Genomic DNA, 15,021 nt, shown 5'->3' with positions numbered 1-15,021 from the left:
TGGCAACATTTAGGCAACGACGGGCAAGCATAGAGGACGGAAGAAAGTGATGCTCTACGCCGGAGTCTCCTGGAATTCCGCAGGCTACGAAGTCGAGGTCGTGGACCAGTCGGGGCGCCCCGCGCGCTCCCCGGCCAGGTTCGCCGCGGACGAGCGCAACGGCATCGTCGCCTACCTGCGCCGCCTGGCACAAACGCCGGAGCAGTCCCTCGTGGCCGTGGTCGAAAGCACCAACGGAGTCCTCGACGGCAGCCTCATGGCCGCCGGGCTCGAGGTCTACCGCGCCGACCCCTGGATGCTCTCCCAGCGGCCGGTCCTCGCCTCGGTGCCCGCGCGCACCCTGGCCGACACCGCCAGGCGCGACCTGAGACAGCTGACCAGGCTCGGCATCTCCGACGGCACGCTCACCGGCCGCCTGGACGAGCTCCAGGCCGGCATCGCGCGCAGCGTCGCCGCCGAGCAGCCGCTCAAGCGGGCCGGGCGCTGGTTCGGCAACGGCTCGCGCGAGAGCACCGACATCGCGCTGACCTTCGACGACGGGCCGCACCCGCCGTACACCGGCGGCGTCCTGGACGTCCTGGAGAGGTACGGCGTGCCCGCCACCTTCTTCTGCGTCGGCCTGCACGCCGGGGTGCACTCCGAGGAGATCGCCCGCATGGCCGAGGCCGGCCACCTGATCGGCAACCACACCTGGTCGCACGCCTTCCTGCCCGACCTCACCCGCTCGCAGCTCGAAGAGCAGATCGAGCGCACCAACGAGGCGATCGACGGCGCGGGCGGCACCCCGACCCGCTACTTCCGCCCGCCCTACGGCGCGCGCACCCCCGAGGTCGTCGGCTGGCTCGGCGACCACGGCGTCACCACCGTGCTGTGGGACGTCGACGCCGCCGACTGGGCCATGCCCGAACCGGAGAAGATCGCCACCGACGTGCTGGAACGCACCCGGCCCGGCTCGGTCATCCTGCTGCACGACGGCGGCGGCGACCGTTCCAACACCGTGGCCGCGCTGCCGGCGCTGATCGAGGGCCTGCTGGAGCGCGGGCACCGCTTCGTGCTGACCGACGAGCTGGCCCAGCCCGTGACCCAGCCCCTGGCCGAGACCGTGGAGGAACCGGCGTGAGCATCGCGACCGAGGAGAACGAGGCAAGCGTCGGCCCGGCGACCCTGCGCCGCCTGGCCGCCGCGTGGCCCAAGCGCGCCACCGTCCGCACCGACATGGACGCGGTGCTCGAGCCGGGCGCCTACGACGAGCGGCTCATGGACTACCCGGTGGACCTGCTGCCGTTCGGGCGGCATCCGGACTTCGCGGGCGCGCCGTACGAGCAGAGGCTGCTGGTGAACACGCTGGCCTGGCTGGCCTACAACGAGCGGGTCATCGCCGCCGAGGAGCACGTGGCCAACCCGACCTTCGAGATGCTCGCCCACGGCGTCTTCCCCGGGCTGACCCGGTTCGAGGCCAAGGAGGCCGTACAGCAGTCGCACGTGGACGAGGTGTGGCACACGTACATGCACATGCTGGCCATGCGGCGCACCCGCGAGGCCCGCCGCCTGTACGCCGAGCCGGACACCTACCAGCACCCGGTCACCAACCGCCGCCTGTACGCCCTGACCGCGCGGGCGGCGGAGAAGTGGGAACGCGACCTCCTCTACCTGCTGTGGACCGCGGTCGGCGAGATCAGCATCAACAAGTTCCTGGACCTGCTGGCCGGCGACCGCACCATCCAGCCGATGCACGCGCTCATCGCCCGCCTGCACGCCCGCGACGAGGCCGCGCACGGGCCGGTGCTGTTCGAGGTGACCAAGGAGGTCTTCGCCTGCCTGGGCCGGCGCGAGCGTGAGCTGTTCGCGCGCACGCTGCCGGAGGCGATCCTGGCCTTCGGCGCCGAGGACTACGCGCTGTGGCTGGAGATCCTGCGCTTCGCCGGGTTCGCCGACCCGCGCGGCATCGTCGAGGACAGCCGCGCGGCCCCCGGCGCCGACCTGCTGGTCACCGACTTCTCCCCGGTGCAGCGCCTGGTGCGGGAGCTGGAGATCGAGGACCAGGTCGGCTTCGACTTCTCGACCAACCAGAGGACGGGATGATACTCACGGGCCCGGAGATCGTCAGGGCGGCGGGCGACGGCCGCATCGGGATCTCCCCGTTCAACGCCGACCAGGTCAACCCCAACAGCTACAACGTACGGCTGGGCCCTACCCTGCTGACCTACGCCGACGGCGTCATCGACGCCCACCGGGCCAACCCCACCGAGTGCCGCACCATGGGCGAGGACGGCTTCGAGCTGCGGCCCGAGCAGCTCTACCTGGGCCACACGATGGAGCGGGTGGGCTCGGACGTGTTCGTGCCGCTGTTGTTCGGCCGCTCCTCGGTGGGCCGCCTCGGGCTGTTCGTGGAGATCACCGCGCCGATCGGCGACATCGGCTTCAACGGCCAGTGGACGCTCATGCTCTCGCCGGTACGCCCGCTGCGCGTCTACCCCGGGATGAAGATCGGCCAGATCATGTTCTTCGTCTCCATCGGCGACATCGACCTGTATGCCGGGAAATATCAAGAAGCGGAGGGCCCGCAGGCGTCCCGGTACTGGAAGGACAGGGTGGCGGTGCCGTGATCCTCACCGGCCCCGCCATCGCCGCCGCCGTCCAGCGCGGCGACATCGTCATCGAGCCCTTCGAGCCCGCGCGCTGCTCGCCGAACGCCTACGACTGGCGGCTCGGCGACACCGTCAGGATCTGCGCGGACTCTCTGGACGCCGCGGTGGCCGAGCCCCTGGCCGAGCAGCGCATCCCCGAGGAGGGCATGGTCCTGCGTCCCGGGCTGCTGTACCTGTGCGTCACCCACGAGCGCACCTGCTCCGAACGTTACGCCCAGCTCATCAACGGCGACCACACGATCGGCGGGCTGGGCGTGTGGGTGCACGTCTCGGCGCCGCTGGGCCACGTGGGCCACGCGATCCGCTGGACGCTGGAGGTGCGGGCCGCCCGCCCGGTCCGGATATATCCATACATGACCTTCGGGAAGCTCGTCTTCCTCACCACGTACGGCCGGCGCGCCAGCTACCAGGCCATGGGCAGCAAATACCAGCGCACCGACGGCATCGACGTCTCCCGCCTGTACGAGGAACTGCGGTGAAGGCGATCACCGGCGTCGACCTGCCCGCGGGCAGCCCGGGCGGCAGCGTCGAACTGCTGAAGGACCTCTACCTGGGCCCCGCGGCTCCGGTGCCCGCCGACGCGTTCATGCTGGCCGGGCCGGCCGAGCACGGTCAGGTGACGCTCGACGTCGGCGGCAAGACGCTGGACGGCCCCGGCTTCTGGGCGTACGTGGAGGAACTCGCGGCGGCGATCAGGGACCGGTTCCGGCCATCCGACTACGGCGTCGTGCACCTGCAGCATCTCGCCTTCGGCGCCACCCCCGCGCTGCTGCGCGCCTTCCCCGCGCATCCGGCGCTCGCGCTCGTGCACGGCACCGACCTGTTGTTCGCCGCCGGCCATCCGACCCAGCGTGAGGTGCTGGCCCAGGCCGTGGCCGCGGCGGGCGCGGTGGTCGTGCCTACCTCGGCCATGGCCGACCTGCTGCCGGTACGGCCGCGCCGTACCGTGCACATCCCGTGGGGTGTGCCCGACCACCTGATCGCGGCGCCGCCCGCGCGCGCCCGCGACGGCGACGGACCGCTGCGTGTCCTCTACGCCGGCCGCCTCACCCCGGAGAAGGGCGTCGAGGCCCTGCTGGACGCGGTGTCCGGCCTGGACGGCGTCACGCTCTCGCTGGCCGCGCCCGAGGCCGAGCACCGCGAACTGGCCGGGCGCGCCGACCTGAGCGAGACCCGCTACCTGGGCTGGCTGACCCGCCCGGAGCTGTGGCGGGCCTTCGCCGGGCACGACGTGCTGGTGGTGCCATCGGTCAGGCTGGAGGCGTTCGGCCTGGTGGCGGTGGAGGCGCAGGCGTGCGGGCTGCCCGTGCTCCACGGCCGGGTGCCAGGACTGGCCGAGGTGCTCGGCGACTCCTCGCTGCCCGTCGAACCGGGCTCCGGCGCCCTTCCCGATACGCTGGCCTGGCTGGCCAAGGACCGCGGCGCCCTGGCCGACCTGCGTGCGGCCGGGCGGCGCAACGCCGCCCGCTTCCCCCTGTCCAGGACCGCGGCGGGCCTGCGCGACCTGTCCGCCCAGCTCCAGAGGTGACCGATGGACGACTGCGTCTTCTGCGCCATCGTCGCCGGGACCCTGCCCGCCGCGCTCGTCGACGAGGACGAGCGGACGCTGGCCTTCCTCGACATCACCGCCGTCACCGACGGCCACACGCTGGTCGTCCCGAAAGTCCACGCCGCCGACCTGTGGGAGATCACCGCCGACGACGCCGCGGCCGTGATGCGCGCCGTCCACCGCATGGCCGCCCGCATCAGGGACGTCCTGGCCCCCGACGGACTGACGCTGTTCCAGGCCAACCGGCCCGCAGGCTGGCAGGACGTCTTCCACCTGCACGTCCATCTCGTGCCCCGCCGCGACGGCGACCGCCTGACCCGGCCCTGGACCGCCGCTCCCGTCCCGCCAGAGAGCCTGTACGGCACCCGCGACCTGCTCCGACCGAGAGAGGAACGACCATGACAGAGGACTCCATCGGCGTCGTCACGCTCACCCTCGGCGGCCCGCGGCTGCTCAGGGCGATGGCCTCGGTCTTCACCCAGGACTACACCGGCCCGATCGAGCACGTCGTCGTCAGCGACGACAACCCGGCCGCCGTCTCCGTGGCGCGCGCCGCCCCCACCCGTCCCGGCCTGCGGGTGTCGCCCCACCTGGTGCGCCGCCCGCCCGAGGAGGCCGGTGACCTGCGGCGCGACATCCGCCACGTCTACCCGAGGCTGTCGCGGCTGTTCAACGCGGGCGTCCGCGCCGCCACCACGACCTGGATCGCCTTCCTGGACGACGACAACGAGCTCGCGCCCGACCACCTGAGCAGCCTGATCGCCTGCGCACGTGCCAACGACGCCGACGCCGTGCACTCGGCCAGGACGATCCACCGGCCGGACGGCTCGCCGTACCTGGACGAGGTGTGGCACACCGCCCGCGACCCGCAGGAGGGCGCGCGCATCTACGAGCTGATGTGTCAGAGAGGCGTGCGGATCAGGGGCACGAACATCCTCATGGACCGCGTCGATCCGGTACGGCCCAGCTCGTTCCGGCCGAGCACGGTTCTACAGGCCGACGACCCGGTCTTCCTGGTCGACCAGAGCGCCTGGCTGATCCGGCGCGAGCTGCTGCTGGCGGCGCCGATCCCGGAGGAGTTCACCGAGGAGGACTTCATCAGCAACACCGCGCCTGACGACAAGCTGCTGCAGGTGCTGATGGACCGCGGCGTCGCCATCCACTCCACCGGCCAGCCAACGCTCCGCTACTACCTGGGCGGCGTGTCGAACAACTACCGGCAGCCCGTCGCGACCCACTGACGCAAGAGAAAGCCCCCGGAGCCGCTGCTCCGGGGGCTTGTCTGTCGTGTTCAGGATCCGACGGGCGCCACGACCCTCGCCGCCACCCGCTCGGCCTCCTTGAGCACGGTCTCGCGCGAGGCGGCGCCGAGCCGCAGAATCGGCGCCATCACCCGGCACTCGCCCACGTCACCGTCCGGATAGGGCAGCGCGAACCCGACCAGCGGCAGCGTGTCGCTCGGCACCCCGCCGTCGAACACCGCGCCGTCCGCCGCCGTCGCCCCGACCAGCAGCACGTCCCGGCCGCCGACGCTGCCGCGCAGGCAGCACAAGTCCACACCCATCTCCACCACCTCGCGTCGGATGTCGTCGAAGCGCCGGTTGGCCTCGGCGAAGTCGTAGGCCCGGTAGACCTCGACCTCCAGGCACGGCCACTTCGCCAGGAAGTAGCGCCGGTTGGCGCGGAAGCAGGCGAAGTTGGCCGGGGCGTCGCGCCGGTGCGGGAGATGCAGGCCGTACACACGATCGCCGAGCACGATCGGCGTGCCGCTCGCGTGGATGCGCCAGCCCCACTCCTGGTCCTCCGCGCCCCACCCCTGGAAACCCTCGTCGAAGGCGAGGTCGTGGCCGCGCACGGTCGCGGTCGGCAGCGCGACCAGCCCCGACCAGACCAGCGCCCACGGCAGCGGCAGCGGCCGCACGCCCCACCGCACGTCCGGCTCGGCGCCCTCGCGCTCGATCCGCGCGAGGACCTCCCGATAGTGGGAGTACGGCAGCGCCGTCACCTCCTCCACGCTCTCCTTGCCGCTGTAGCCGACGGCCTGGCCGAGCACGCAGACGTTCTGCCCGCGCGCGAAGTGGTCCAGATACAGCCGCTCCAGCAGCCCGGCCGGGAGCGCCATGTCGGCGTCAAGGATGACCGTGACCTGCCCGGACGCCTGCCGCATGGCCAGGTTCCTGGCGTGGCTGACGTTCCAGGCGGCGTCCGACAGGACCGAGACGATGTTCAGCCGCCCGGCGAACTCCCGGCACGCCGCCACATACTCCTCGCAGTACTCCAGCGCGCCCACGACCACCTCGAACCGGTCGGCCGCCAGCGTCTGCTCGGCCAGCGACGTGAAGACGGCCCTGATGTTGCGCAGCCGCTGCTTGTACGGGATCACGATGCTGAACAGCACGTCAGCTCCCGTCCAGCCCGCGCACGAACCCGGCCTCCGCCACGTCCGCGACCTCACGGGCGTACAGGGCCAGGTGCTCCTCCGGCAGGAACGTCCACGCGACGCCGCCTATGGGCAGGGTGGCGACGGCGGCCCGCCGTACCGACTGGTCGACGCTCGAGGGCCGCTCGCCGATGAGCGTCCGCACCGGCACCTTCTCCGCGTGTACGGCCGCGCCCAGCAGCACCGAGACGTTCCACAACGACGACAGATACAGCTCCCCGAGCCCGTCCCTGGCCCGCGCCAGCCCCGGCCCCGCCGACACCAGCCGCTGATAGGCGCGGTGCAGCTCCATCGTGTCGACCTTGAACGGCGTCGCCATGTCCGCCCAGGGCCGGCGGACGTAAGCCGGGTAGCCGTTGCCGCTGGTCCTGGCCAGGGCGATGGCGCGGCCCTTGGTGAGCCAGGGGATCAGCTCGATCGAGTGGGCCAGCGCCTCGTGCGTGTGGCCCGGATCGGGCAGATAACAGGCCGCCTGCCGGATCCCGTGAGAACCGTTTCCCGCCACGCTGTCCTGCTCGCCGTGCTCGACCAGGTTCGGCACCGACACGTAGGCGTCCAGGCCCCGCGCCAGCACGAACTCGGTCATCACCTCGTCGTCATCACCCCACCAGGCCGTGTACGGCTCCGCGAAGGCCACGTAGTCGGCCACGTAGGCCGCGGGCATGACGACCGCCAGCGTCGGGAAGTACTCGCCGCCCACCTCCTGCACCCACGTCGCCCCGGCCGCGGCGGCCAGCCTGACGGCGGCGCCGTTCATGGAGCTCCAGTTGGCGTAGAAGGCGAGGACGGCGTCGGGGAACAGGCGGATGCCCTGCCTGACCCGGCGCAGGAAGTTCTCGCAGGGGACGACGTCGTCCTGGACCACCAGGTGGTGGGTGGCGCCGGGGTCGGCGGCCCGCCAGGCGTGGACGGAGGTGCGCAAGGGGGAGGGGGTACCGGCCTGGGAGGGGTCGGTCACCACGTCGGCGCCGTCGAGGCGGCGGGAGAGGTCGCGGGCCGCTTGGGCGCGCTTGGGGTGACTCATGATCGCGATACTGAGCTCGACGGGGGTCTCCGCCGCCTCGGATAGGTGTCTGACCTTCATCCTTCCTCACCCTCGAACGCAGACAATCGTCCCCCCATCTTCCCCAAGTTTGCCAACTTTGGCAATATATTGCCAATCCCTCATGCCCTCCAACCCCGCCCCACCCCACAAGCCACCCCCACGCCCCACCTCGCTCGCCGATCCACGCCCTTGCCTCCGCCTCGGCAACCTCCACGCCCCACCCGCCCATCCACCGTCCCCTCACGCCTCGATCGCCCCCACTCGCGTCTTGGCCACCCTCGCGCCCCGCACCGCCACGCTCCGGCCCCACCTGTCGCCCCGCACCCGAGCGCTGCGCACGCCCCACACACCGGGTTTCCACGGCAGGGGGCCTCGGGCATAGCTGTGGAGCCCGTCAGGCGGGCGTGTGTGGCGGCAAGAGGGGCCCTGTGGGCGTGCGGGAGCCCGGGGCGGCGGGAAGGGGTGGGGCGGTCGCGGGTGTGCGGCGAGGCCCCGGCAGGGAGCGAAAGGGAAATCCGCCGCCGACCCGGCGAGGCGAAGACCGGGAGAGCGGGGTTCCGGGCTAGGTGCGAGGTGCTGTCGGGCGTGAGAAGGGATGGGTTAGGGGTCGGAGCGGAGGACGCCGCGTTCTGTGGCGCGGACGCCGGCCTGGAAGCGGCTGCGGGCCCCCAGGAGTGTCATGAGCTCGGCGGTGATCCGGCGCGTGGTCCGGATCGAGACGCCGAGGCGGCGGGCGATGGTCTCGTCGGTGTGGCCGTCGGCCAGCAGGCGCAGTACGGCCAGCTGCTGCGCGGTCAGCTCCTCTCCCTGGCGGCGTGGCTGCCCGGCCCCGAGTTCGGCGGAGTTCTCCCACACCGACTCGAAGTGCTCGCACAGCGCGTTGACGATCCCCGTCCCTCTGATCAGGACGGCCCCCATGGTCTCCTCCTCCGGGTTGACCGGCACCAGCGCGCTCTCCCTGTCGTAGATGAGCAGCCGCTGGGAGAGCGCTCCGTACGTGCGCACCAGCGCGCCGGCCTCGGTCAGCCAGTGGGCGTACTCGAGGGTCAGGCTGTCGTTGTAGATGCTCTGCACGTAGATCGTCCGCATGAGGACGCCGCGGTCAAGGATGGCCTGATCGAGCGGGCGGCTGGCTTCCATAGCCTCCCTGGTCTGCGCGCCGCGGGGCGCGAAGGCCATCAGCTCGGTCTGGCAGGTGTTGGCGAGCTCTTCGATACGGGTGCGGATCTCGTCGAGGCCGGTCAAATGGTCAACCTCGGGGTGCTGGGCCGCACGCTGTCTCGAGTGTTGCTCGATGAGCTCCATCACCGCCCGCCGGTTGGCGGCCAGTTCTTGCTGGCGCTGGAGAAGCTCCTGCTCCTGGCGGGCCAGGAGAGTGGAGAACCCCACCGCGGGGGTCACCGCCAGCAGGGTTTCCGGATGTTCCCACGACGGGCGTACCAGCGATAACTCGGCCAGCTCGTCGAGGATGTGGCGCACTCGTTTCGGCGGCCAGCCGAGGAGGTCCGCCAGATCGTTCACACCGTACTGAGGGTTGTCCAGGATTGCGCTGTACAACGTAGCTGCGTCTGGGCCCAAACCTATGGACTCGAACACGCCGCCTCCCGAAGCTGCCAACGGGCATCGTTGGACGTTGAGTCTCCCGTGGGGATTCTACTTTGGCAATCTTGACATGGCCCTTTCCTTTGGCCACTTTTTCTCAGTTTGGCGAGCCCGGCTCGTGCTTTACCGCAGTGAGAAATAGGACGTCCAGATAAGCGGGCCGCCGCGGGCTCTGTTTGCGCTGGTACGCCGTTGATCCACGGCCGTCCCGGCGCGCTTCGCGCCGGGCCCGTCGGAGCCGCCGCGGGGGCTGATGTCGTTCTCCACCCGCTCATCCTCACAGTCCGTGTTCGTGCGGGTACGGCAGGCCGACCCGGGCACAGGAGGCTGGCAGCACCCTGCCACCGCAGGTTCATGACACGGCAGCATGCTGCCCATCCAATATTTGTGGCCATATACTTATGGAGATCGATTGGGAGAAAGTGCTGCGGTTTTAATCAGGGATTGATGAATAGTGTATATCGTCACAGCCCGATTGAGCGGGCGGTCACCTGGAGCGAACGCAGAACGGTTCGAACTCTCCCTGCGGAGCTTCGTCGGTCGCGCGAGCGGCCTGGAGCATTTCCACGTGAGAGCCGAGCCAGATGGCATGAACGTGGTCTTTTTCCTCCTGCAGGCGTCGCTTCTGGAAGCGGAGGCCAAGGCCGTCGAGATCTGCCAGCAGGCGCTGGACATGGCCGGACGCGGCGATTGGGTCATAACGCAGTGCATGGCCACCATCGTCGACCAGGCGGAGGACATCATCATTTCCGACTGGGCGGCCGTGCCGGTGCCGCAGTTCCCGGAAAAGGGCGTCACCGAGCGCCCGTCGACCAGGGTGCGCGGCGTCGGCCCCAGCGTGATCGGCCAGATGAACGAGCGCTACGTCCTCGACCTGATCCGCCACCTCGGCCGGGTCTCGCGGGCCGAGCTGGCCAGGGTGTCCGGGCTGTCGAAGCCGACGGTCTCCTCCGCGGTCATGAACCTGGAGAACAACGGCCTGGTCGAGCGCTACGGCAAGCAGGAGGGCGGGCCGGGACGGGCCGCCACCCTCTTCCGCGTGCGGCGCGAGGCAGGCTGGGTCATGGGCGTCGACGTCCGCGACGGCGTCGCGCAGTGGGCGGTCTCCCGGCTGGACGGCGACACGCGGGTCACCCGGGTCTCCGCGCTGCGCGGCGAGAACGAGGCCGAGTGCTTCGAGGACGTCATGCGCACCGTTGACCTGGTCTGCAAGCAGGCCGGCATCGCCCGCGAGGACCTCACGTGGGTGGTGGCCGGCTTCTCCGCGCCGCCGTGCGAGGTGGCGCCCAGCCCGCGCGGCACCAGTTGCCACGCCGCCGTGGACCGCGCGCTCAGCCGCCTGTTCGGCCCGAACTACCTGGCCAGGCGGGCGGTGGAGATGGAGATGCTTTACAAGTACCGCATCAGCGACCGGCGTGAGGCCAGGGACATGGCCTACGTCGCGGTCGGCCGTTCCATCGAGATCGGCCTGATCGTCGACGGCCGGCTCCAGGCCTCGCCGGCGCCCGTCTGCGTCCCCGAGGCGCTGACGCTCGCCGGCCGCATGTCGGGCGCCGCCGAACGGCGGGTGTGCGAACGGCCGGCCGACGGCCCCGTCCAGACCGACCTGGAACGCATCCTGGCCACCCGTGGCCTGGGCGAACTGTCGCTGGACGAGCTGGTCGAAGGCGCGGAGCGCGGACACGACGACGCGCTGCGGATCGTGGCGGAGATGGCGGTGCTGACCGCCAGGCTCCTCGTCGCGGTCTCCGCGATCACCCGGCCTGAACTGGTGGTGTTCATCGGCAGGCTGGCCTGCCTGCCGGGCTTCCCTGACCAGGTGAGCGCCGAGCTGGCCGCCATGGCCGCCTGGATGTCGCCCGAGATGGAGGTCGGCACGGGACGGGGCGAGGTCGTCCTGGACGGATGCCTGGCCGAGGGCTTCGACCTCGCGTGGAATTCCATACTCGACGACCTCGGTCGTGGATAGCGTTTACCGAACATCATTCGGTTCGCCGGGTGTTCGGCCTGCCGGGACGACGGGACGTTCCCGGACCATTGGGCGCGCTTTCGCCTTGCGTTAAGTGCGCGTTCAATTGGTCCGGGATATTCGCATGCCCTTTTACCGACCTCTTTGACACGGTCCTGCCATTGCAGGGTGCTGACACTTGAAAACCTCGATTTCGGCATTGCGGCGGTCAAGAATCAAAAGCGAAGCAAGGGCTTCAAGAAATACACGAAGGAGGAAGAACAATGATCAGCACGATGGCCAAGCGAATCGCCCTTCCGATCATCATCAGCGCCGCCGCTTTCTCTTCGGTCGCCGCAGTGTCCTCCGCCGCGTACGCCGCAGCGCCGCCCAACACGACCACGGCCGACAAGGACACCAATGGCTGGGGCTGACCTTTCAGAATCGCCGGCCGAACGCCGTCGCATTCGTGAAAAGGCCCGGGACGATGCAGATCGCTGATCGGATCCCGGGCCCGCGCGCCGGGGGCGCGAGAAATCTGAACTTTTCCTGTGAAATTCGGGTGCAGTTGCCATTCGGGGGTTCTGATGGAAGGTCCGCACAACCCGCATTACGCGACCGGGATCCGTGTCCAGGACCCGTGCGCCTTCCCCGCCGCCACGCTAGGTAGCCGTACCCGGGAGCATCGCGTGTCCTCAGGGGGATATTCCGGTATCGCGATGGCCACCGCCCTCCTGGCGCTCCTCACAGGAGTCTTCGCCCGAGGGAGCAGGGACATGAAGACGAGGATCACTCCGGCCGACACGCACGCCGACCCGTCACGGGACCCGGGCGCCCCGAGGGTGCCCGCCGCACAGCCCGACCTCACACGGGTCGCCGCCACGCTGCCAGAAGGCGTGGAGATCGACTGGCCGTAGGCCCACCCGGCCGTGTACCTCCCCGGCCGCCAGGACCACCGCCACACCAGGATCACCACACCAGGATCACCACACCTGGATCACCGCCACACCTGCACCGCCACCTGGATCGCTGTCACGCCTGGATCGCTTTCGCAGGCCGACGCCGCACGCCCGCGTCGACCCGCCCACGCGCTCGCGCAGGCAGTCCTGCGAAGCCATCCACCCAGCGCCCGCGCCGCCACCCCCAGGCCGCGCGGGCGCTCCCATGCACAAGAACACCGGCTGGTGCGCCCCACGGTCACCCCCAACCCGCCAAGCCCAAAGCCACCCACATTGCAAGCCCAAAGCTCCCGTGGCAAGACCGGATCCAGCGAGAAACCGGCCACGTGGCAAGACCCTGACTGGCCGGAGGCCACGCACGTGGCAAGGCTCTGACGGGCCGGAGGCCGCGCACGTGGCAAGGTCAAGGGCACTCGCATGGCAAGGCCGTGCATGACAGGGCCGCGGGTTGGCGCCGGAGATGGGCAAGAGCGGAGTCGTTGCGGTGAGGACCCCGTGAGCCCTCACGACCGGCGCTCGACAGAGGCCCGCCCTCGGCGGCGGGGCGGGGTGGCGTGGCGCTAGCCGTAACGGAGCAGCGAGGTTGTAAGGGGCGCGCGGGCAGAAGAGAAACAGCACGGAACTACGTCGAGGAACCCAAGTAGTAGTGGGTGGCGTCGCCGCGGAGGGGGAGGCTGGGGCGGCCGTCGGGGCCGATGGGGACGTCGCCGGCGACGGTGAGGCGTTCGCCGCGGCGGTGCTGGTCGCCGTAGTCGAAGACGGCGTAGTGCTGGGTGGCGCGGTTGTCCCAGATGGCAAGGTCGCCTGCGCGCCATTTCCAGCGGACCGTGTTCTCGGGGCGGGTGACGTGTTCCTGCAGGACGCGGATCAGGTCGCGGCCGGCCTGGCGGGGGTAGCCGGACACGCTCACGGCGAATCCGCCCAGCAGCAGGGAGCGGTTGCCGGTTTCGGGGTGTACGCGGACGGCGGGGTGCTCGGTTTCGAACACCTTGGACAGCATCGACTCGTGCAGCGCCCGCACGGCCGCGTCGGTGGCGCCCTCGCGTTCGTAGATGGCGGCGTAGTCGGAGTCGTTGCTGTGGACGATCCGCAGCCGGTCGGCCAGGTCGCGGAGTTCGGGCGGCAGGCCGGCGTAGGCGGTCTCGGTGTTGGCCCAGATCGTGTCGCCGCCGACCGGCGGGATGACCACGCCGTACAGGATGGTGAACGCGGGTGGCCGGTCCACGAACGTCAGGTCGGTGTGCCAGTGGTTGGCGCGCATGCCCTTGTGGGAGTCCATCTCCTCGCGGAGCGGCTCTTTCCCGTGGGATTCGAAGATCGGGTGCCCGAGCGTCACGTCGCCGAGCCGGCGCGCGAAGGCCACCTGGGTGTCGTAGGTGAGGATCTGGTCGCGCAGGAACACCACCTTGTGGTCCAGCAGCGCCTGCCGGACCGTGGCGGCGGTGTCGTCGGCGAGCGGGGAACCGGCGTCGACGCCCCGGATCTCGGCACCGATGTTGCCGGCCAGGCGGACGATCTCCACGGCGGTGGCGGCGGGCAGGGTGGGTGCGGTCATGGTGCGTACCTTTCTGCTGGTCGATAGCCAGGTACGGCCTTGCCAAACTTGGCATCAAGCTTGCCATATATTGCCTAATGTGACAATCTCGGGGGTGAAGGTGTCGGCTTAGACCGAGGAGCCTCCCGTGATCCCTGTCCACATCGGCCCGCCGCCGCCGTTCGACCACGAGCTCGCGGCCCCGCTCCGGGCGATTCTCAGCGACCTGCCGAGCCCGCTCACGCCCGAACTGATCGCCGACCGGCGCCGCCGTACGCTCGCGGGGTCGCTCTCCGACACCGAGATCCGCCGGGGCGGCGCCTTCGACGTCGAGGAGCGGGTGGTGCCGGGGCCGCCGGGCGCGCCGTACATCTCGCTGCTGGTCTGCCGACCTACGGCCACGCCGGGACCGCACGCGATCATCTACAACACCCACGGCGGCGGGATGGTGGCCGGCAACAACCGCACCACCGAACTCGCCTCCGAGCTCGAACGCGCGCAGGAGCTGCAGATCGCGGTCGTGGCGGTCGAGTACCGCCTGGCCCCCGAACACCCGGATCCCGCGCCGGTCGAGGACTGCTACGCCGGCCTGGTGTGGCTGTATCACCACGCGGCGCTGCTCGGGCTCGACTGCGACCGGATCGTCATCAGCGGCAACAGCGCCGGTGGCGCGCTCGCGGCCGGGGTCTCCCTGCTGGCCCGCGACTGCGGCGGCCCGCCGCTGATCGGCCAGATGCTGCAGTGCCCCATGCTCGACGACCGGTGCGACAGCCCATCGGCCCACCAGATGGACGGCGTCGGCCTGTGGGACCGCCGCTCCGGCCTCACCGGCTGGACGGCCCTGCTCGGCGAACGGCGCGGCGGCCCCGGGGTGTCCTGTTACGCCGCTCCCGCCCGTGCCCGCGACCTGACCGGGCTGCCGCCGGCGTTCATCGACGTCGGCTCCGTGGAGGCCCTGCGCGACGAGGCCGTCGCCTACGCCGGCCGGATCTGGCAGGCCGGGGGTCAGGCCGAGCTGCACGTGTGGTCCGGCGCCTTCCATAGCTTCGACGAGTGGGTGCCCGGCGCGGTCATCTCCCGCGCCGCCCAGAACGCCAGGATCGCCTGGCTGCGCCGCGTGCTGGCCGCCTGCTCCACCCGCCAACCGACCGCCGCACACGTCTAGCCCGCTCCCGAGCCCACGGCAGCTCCAGCGACGACGCATGCCCTGAGGCGGGGAGCCCCGGCGGTGACGACGAAAAGTCCTGGCGGTGAACGCAAACGGTGGTGGCGGACGCAACGGCGCCTGGTCCCTGT

Annotated in this window: 15 protein-coding genes; 11 read left to right on the top strand and 4 right to left on the bottom strand. The window is 70.6% G+C overall.

Annotation, left to right across the window (positions count from 1 at the left end):
- Positions 1–49 precede the first annotated feature (49 nt).
- Genes HNR40_RS20965 through HNR40_RS20940 form a run of 7 tightly spaced genes read left to right on the top strand, consistent with a single transcriptional unit; the run spans position 50 to position 5,438 of the window.
- On the top strand, positions 50–1,120 hold the full coding sequence (locus tag HNR40_RS20965) for a polysaccharide deacetylase family protein (protein WP_184963759.1): 1,071 nt from the start codon (positions 50–52) through the stop codon (positions 1,118–1,120).
- Positions 1,117–2,082, top strand: coding sequence for a diiron oxygenase (locus HNR40_RS20960; protein ID WP_221340621.1), 966 nt, complete (start codon positions 1,117–1,119; stop codon positions 2,080–2,082). The genes HNR40_RS20965 and HNR40_RS20960 overlap by 4 nt, the downstream gene beginning before the upstream one ends.
- A complete protein-coding gene (gene dcd / locus HNR40_RS20955; RefSeq protein ID WP_184963757.1) occupies positions 2,079–2,606 on the top strand; it encodes a dCTP deaminase in 528 nt (175 codons plus the stop codon). The genes HNR40_RS20960 and dcd overlap by 4 nt, the downstream gene beginning before the upstream one ends.
- Positions 2,603–3,127 (top strand): dCTP deaminase, encoded by a 525-nt coding sequence (locus HNR40_RS53640; RefSeq protein WP_221340620.1) that lies wholly within the window; start codon positions 2,603–2,605, stop codon positions 3,125–3,127. Before dcd ends, HNR40_RS53640 begins: the two co-directional genes overlap by 4 nt.
- Positions 3,124–4,176, top strand: coding sequence for a glycosyltransferase family 4 protein (locus tag HNR40_RS57270; protein WP_221340619.1), 1,053 nt, complete (start codon positions 3,124–3,126; stop codon positions 4,174–4,176). The genes HNR40_RS53640 and HNR40_RS57270 overlap by 4 nt, the downstream gene beginning before the upstream one ends.
- Before the next feature lie 3 nt (positions 4,177–4,179).
- Positions 4,180–4,599, top strand: a complete 420-nt coding sequence (locus tag HNR40_RS20945) for an HIT family protein (protein ID WP_184963752.1) — start codon at positions 4,180–4,182, stop codon at positions 4,597–4,599.
- On the top strand, positions 4,596–5,438 hold the full coding sequence (locus HNR40_RS20940) for a glycosyltransferase family 2 protein (protein ID WP_184963750.1): 843 nt from the start codon (positions 4,596–4,598) through the stop codon (positions 5,436–5,438). The genes HNR40_RS20945 and HNR40_RS20940 overlap by 4 nt, the downstream gene beginning before the upstream one ends.
- A 50-nt stretch (positions 5,439–5,488) precedes the next feature.
- On the opposite strand, the gene HNR40_RS20935 is transcribed toward HNR40_RS20940, so the two are convergent.
- The 3 genes from HNR40_RS20935 to HNR40_RS53630 all read right to left on the bottom strand — a co-directional run bounded on the left by HNR40_RS20935 (position 5,489) and on the right by HNR40_RS53630 (position 9,203).
- Positions 5,489–6,595 carry a glycosyltransferase family 2 protein gene (locus HNR40_RS20935; RefSeq protein WP_312896454.1) on the bottom strand — a complete coding sequence of 369 codons (1,107 nt, stop codon included), beginning with the start codon at positions 6,593–6,595 and terminating at the stop codon, positions 5,489–5,491.
- Position 6,596: 1 nt separating this feature from the next.
- Complete coding sequence (locus HNR40_RS20930; RefSeq protein ID WP_184963746.1) at positions 6,597–7,661, bottom strand: hypothetical protein; 1,065 nt, start codon at positions 7,659–7,661, stop codon at positions 6,597–6,599.
- A gap of 621 nt (positions 7,662–8,282) precedes the next feature.
- Positions 8,283–9,203, bottom strand: coding sequence for a helix-turn-helix domain-containing protein (locus HNR40_RS53630; protein WP_184963744.1), 921 nt, complete (start codon positions 9,201–9,203; stop codon positions 8,283–8,285).
- Positions 9,204–9,873: 670 nt separating this feature from the next.
- Between HNR40_RS53630 and HNR40_RS20920 the strand changes: the two genes are divergently transcribed.
- From HNR40_RS20920 to HNR40_RS20910, 3 genes are all read left to right on the top strand, one after another.
- Positions 9,874–11,253: a MarR family transcriptional regulator gene (locus HNR40_RS20920; RefSeq protein WP_184963742.1), complete on the top strand. Its 1,380-nt coding sequence runs from the start codon at positions 9,874–9,876 to the stop codon at positions 11,251–11,253.
- Between the two features lie 263 nt (positions 11,254–11,516).
- Positions 11,517–11,666 carry a hypothetical protein gene (locus tag HNR40_RS20915; RefSeq protein ID WP_184963740.1) on the top strand — a complete coding sequence of 50 codons (150 nt, stop codon included), beginning with the start codon at positions 11,517–11,519 and terminating at the stop codon, positions 11,664–11,666.
- A 342-nt stretch (positions 11,667–12,008) separates the two neighbouring features.
- Positions 12,009–12,149 carry a hypothetical protein gene (locus tag HNR40_RS20910; protein WP_184963738.1) on the top strand — a complete coding sequence of 47 codons (141 nt, stop codon included), beginning with the start codon at positions 12,009–12,011 and terminating at the stop codon, positions 12,147–12,149.
- A 664-nt stretch (positions 12,150–12,813) separates the two neighbouring features.
- Here the strand turns inward: HNR40_RS20910 and HNR40_RS20905 are convergent.
- Positions 12,814–13,746, bottom strand: a complete 933-nt coding sequence (locus HNR40_RS20905; RefSeq protein WP_184963736.1) for a TauD/TfdA dioxygenase family protein — start codon at positions 13,744–13,746, stop codon at positions 12,814–12,816.
- A 127-nt stretch (positions 13,747–13,873) separates the two neighbouring features.
- On the opposite strand from HNR40_RS20905, the gene HNR40_RS20900 reads away from it, so the two are divergent.
- Positions 13,874–14,890, top strand: coding sequence for an alpha/beta hydrolase (locus tag HNR40_RS20900; protein ID WP_312896453.1), 1,017 nt, complete (start codon positions 13,874–13,876; stop codon positions 14,888–14,890).
- Positions 14,891–15,021: the final 131 nt, after the last annotated feature.

Source organism: Nonomuraea endophytica (genome assembly GCF_014203235.1).
Classification (GTDB): domain Bacteria; phylum Actinomycetota; class Actinomycetes; order Streptosporangiales; family Streptosporangiaceae; genus Nonomuraea; species Nonomuraea endophytica.
Note: the sequence above shows the minus strand (reverse complement) of the source record. Positions and strands in the feature narration are given on the sequence as shown.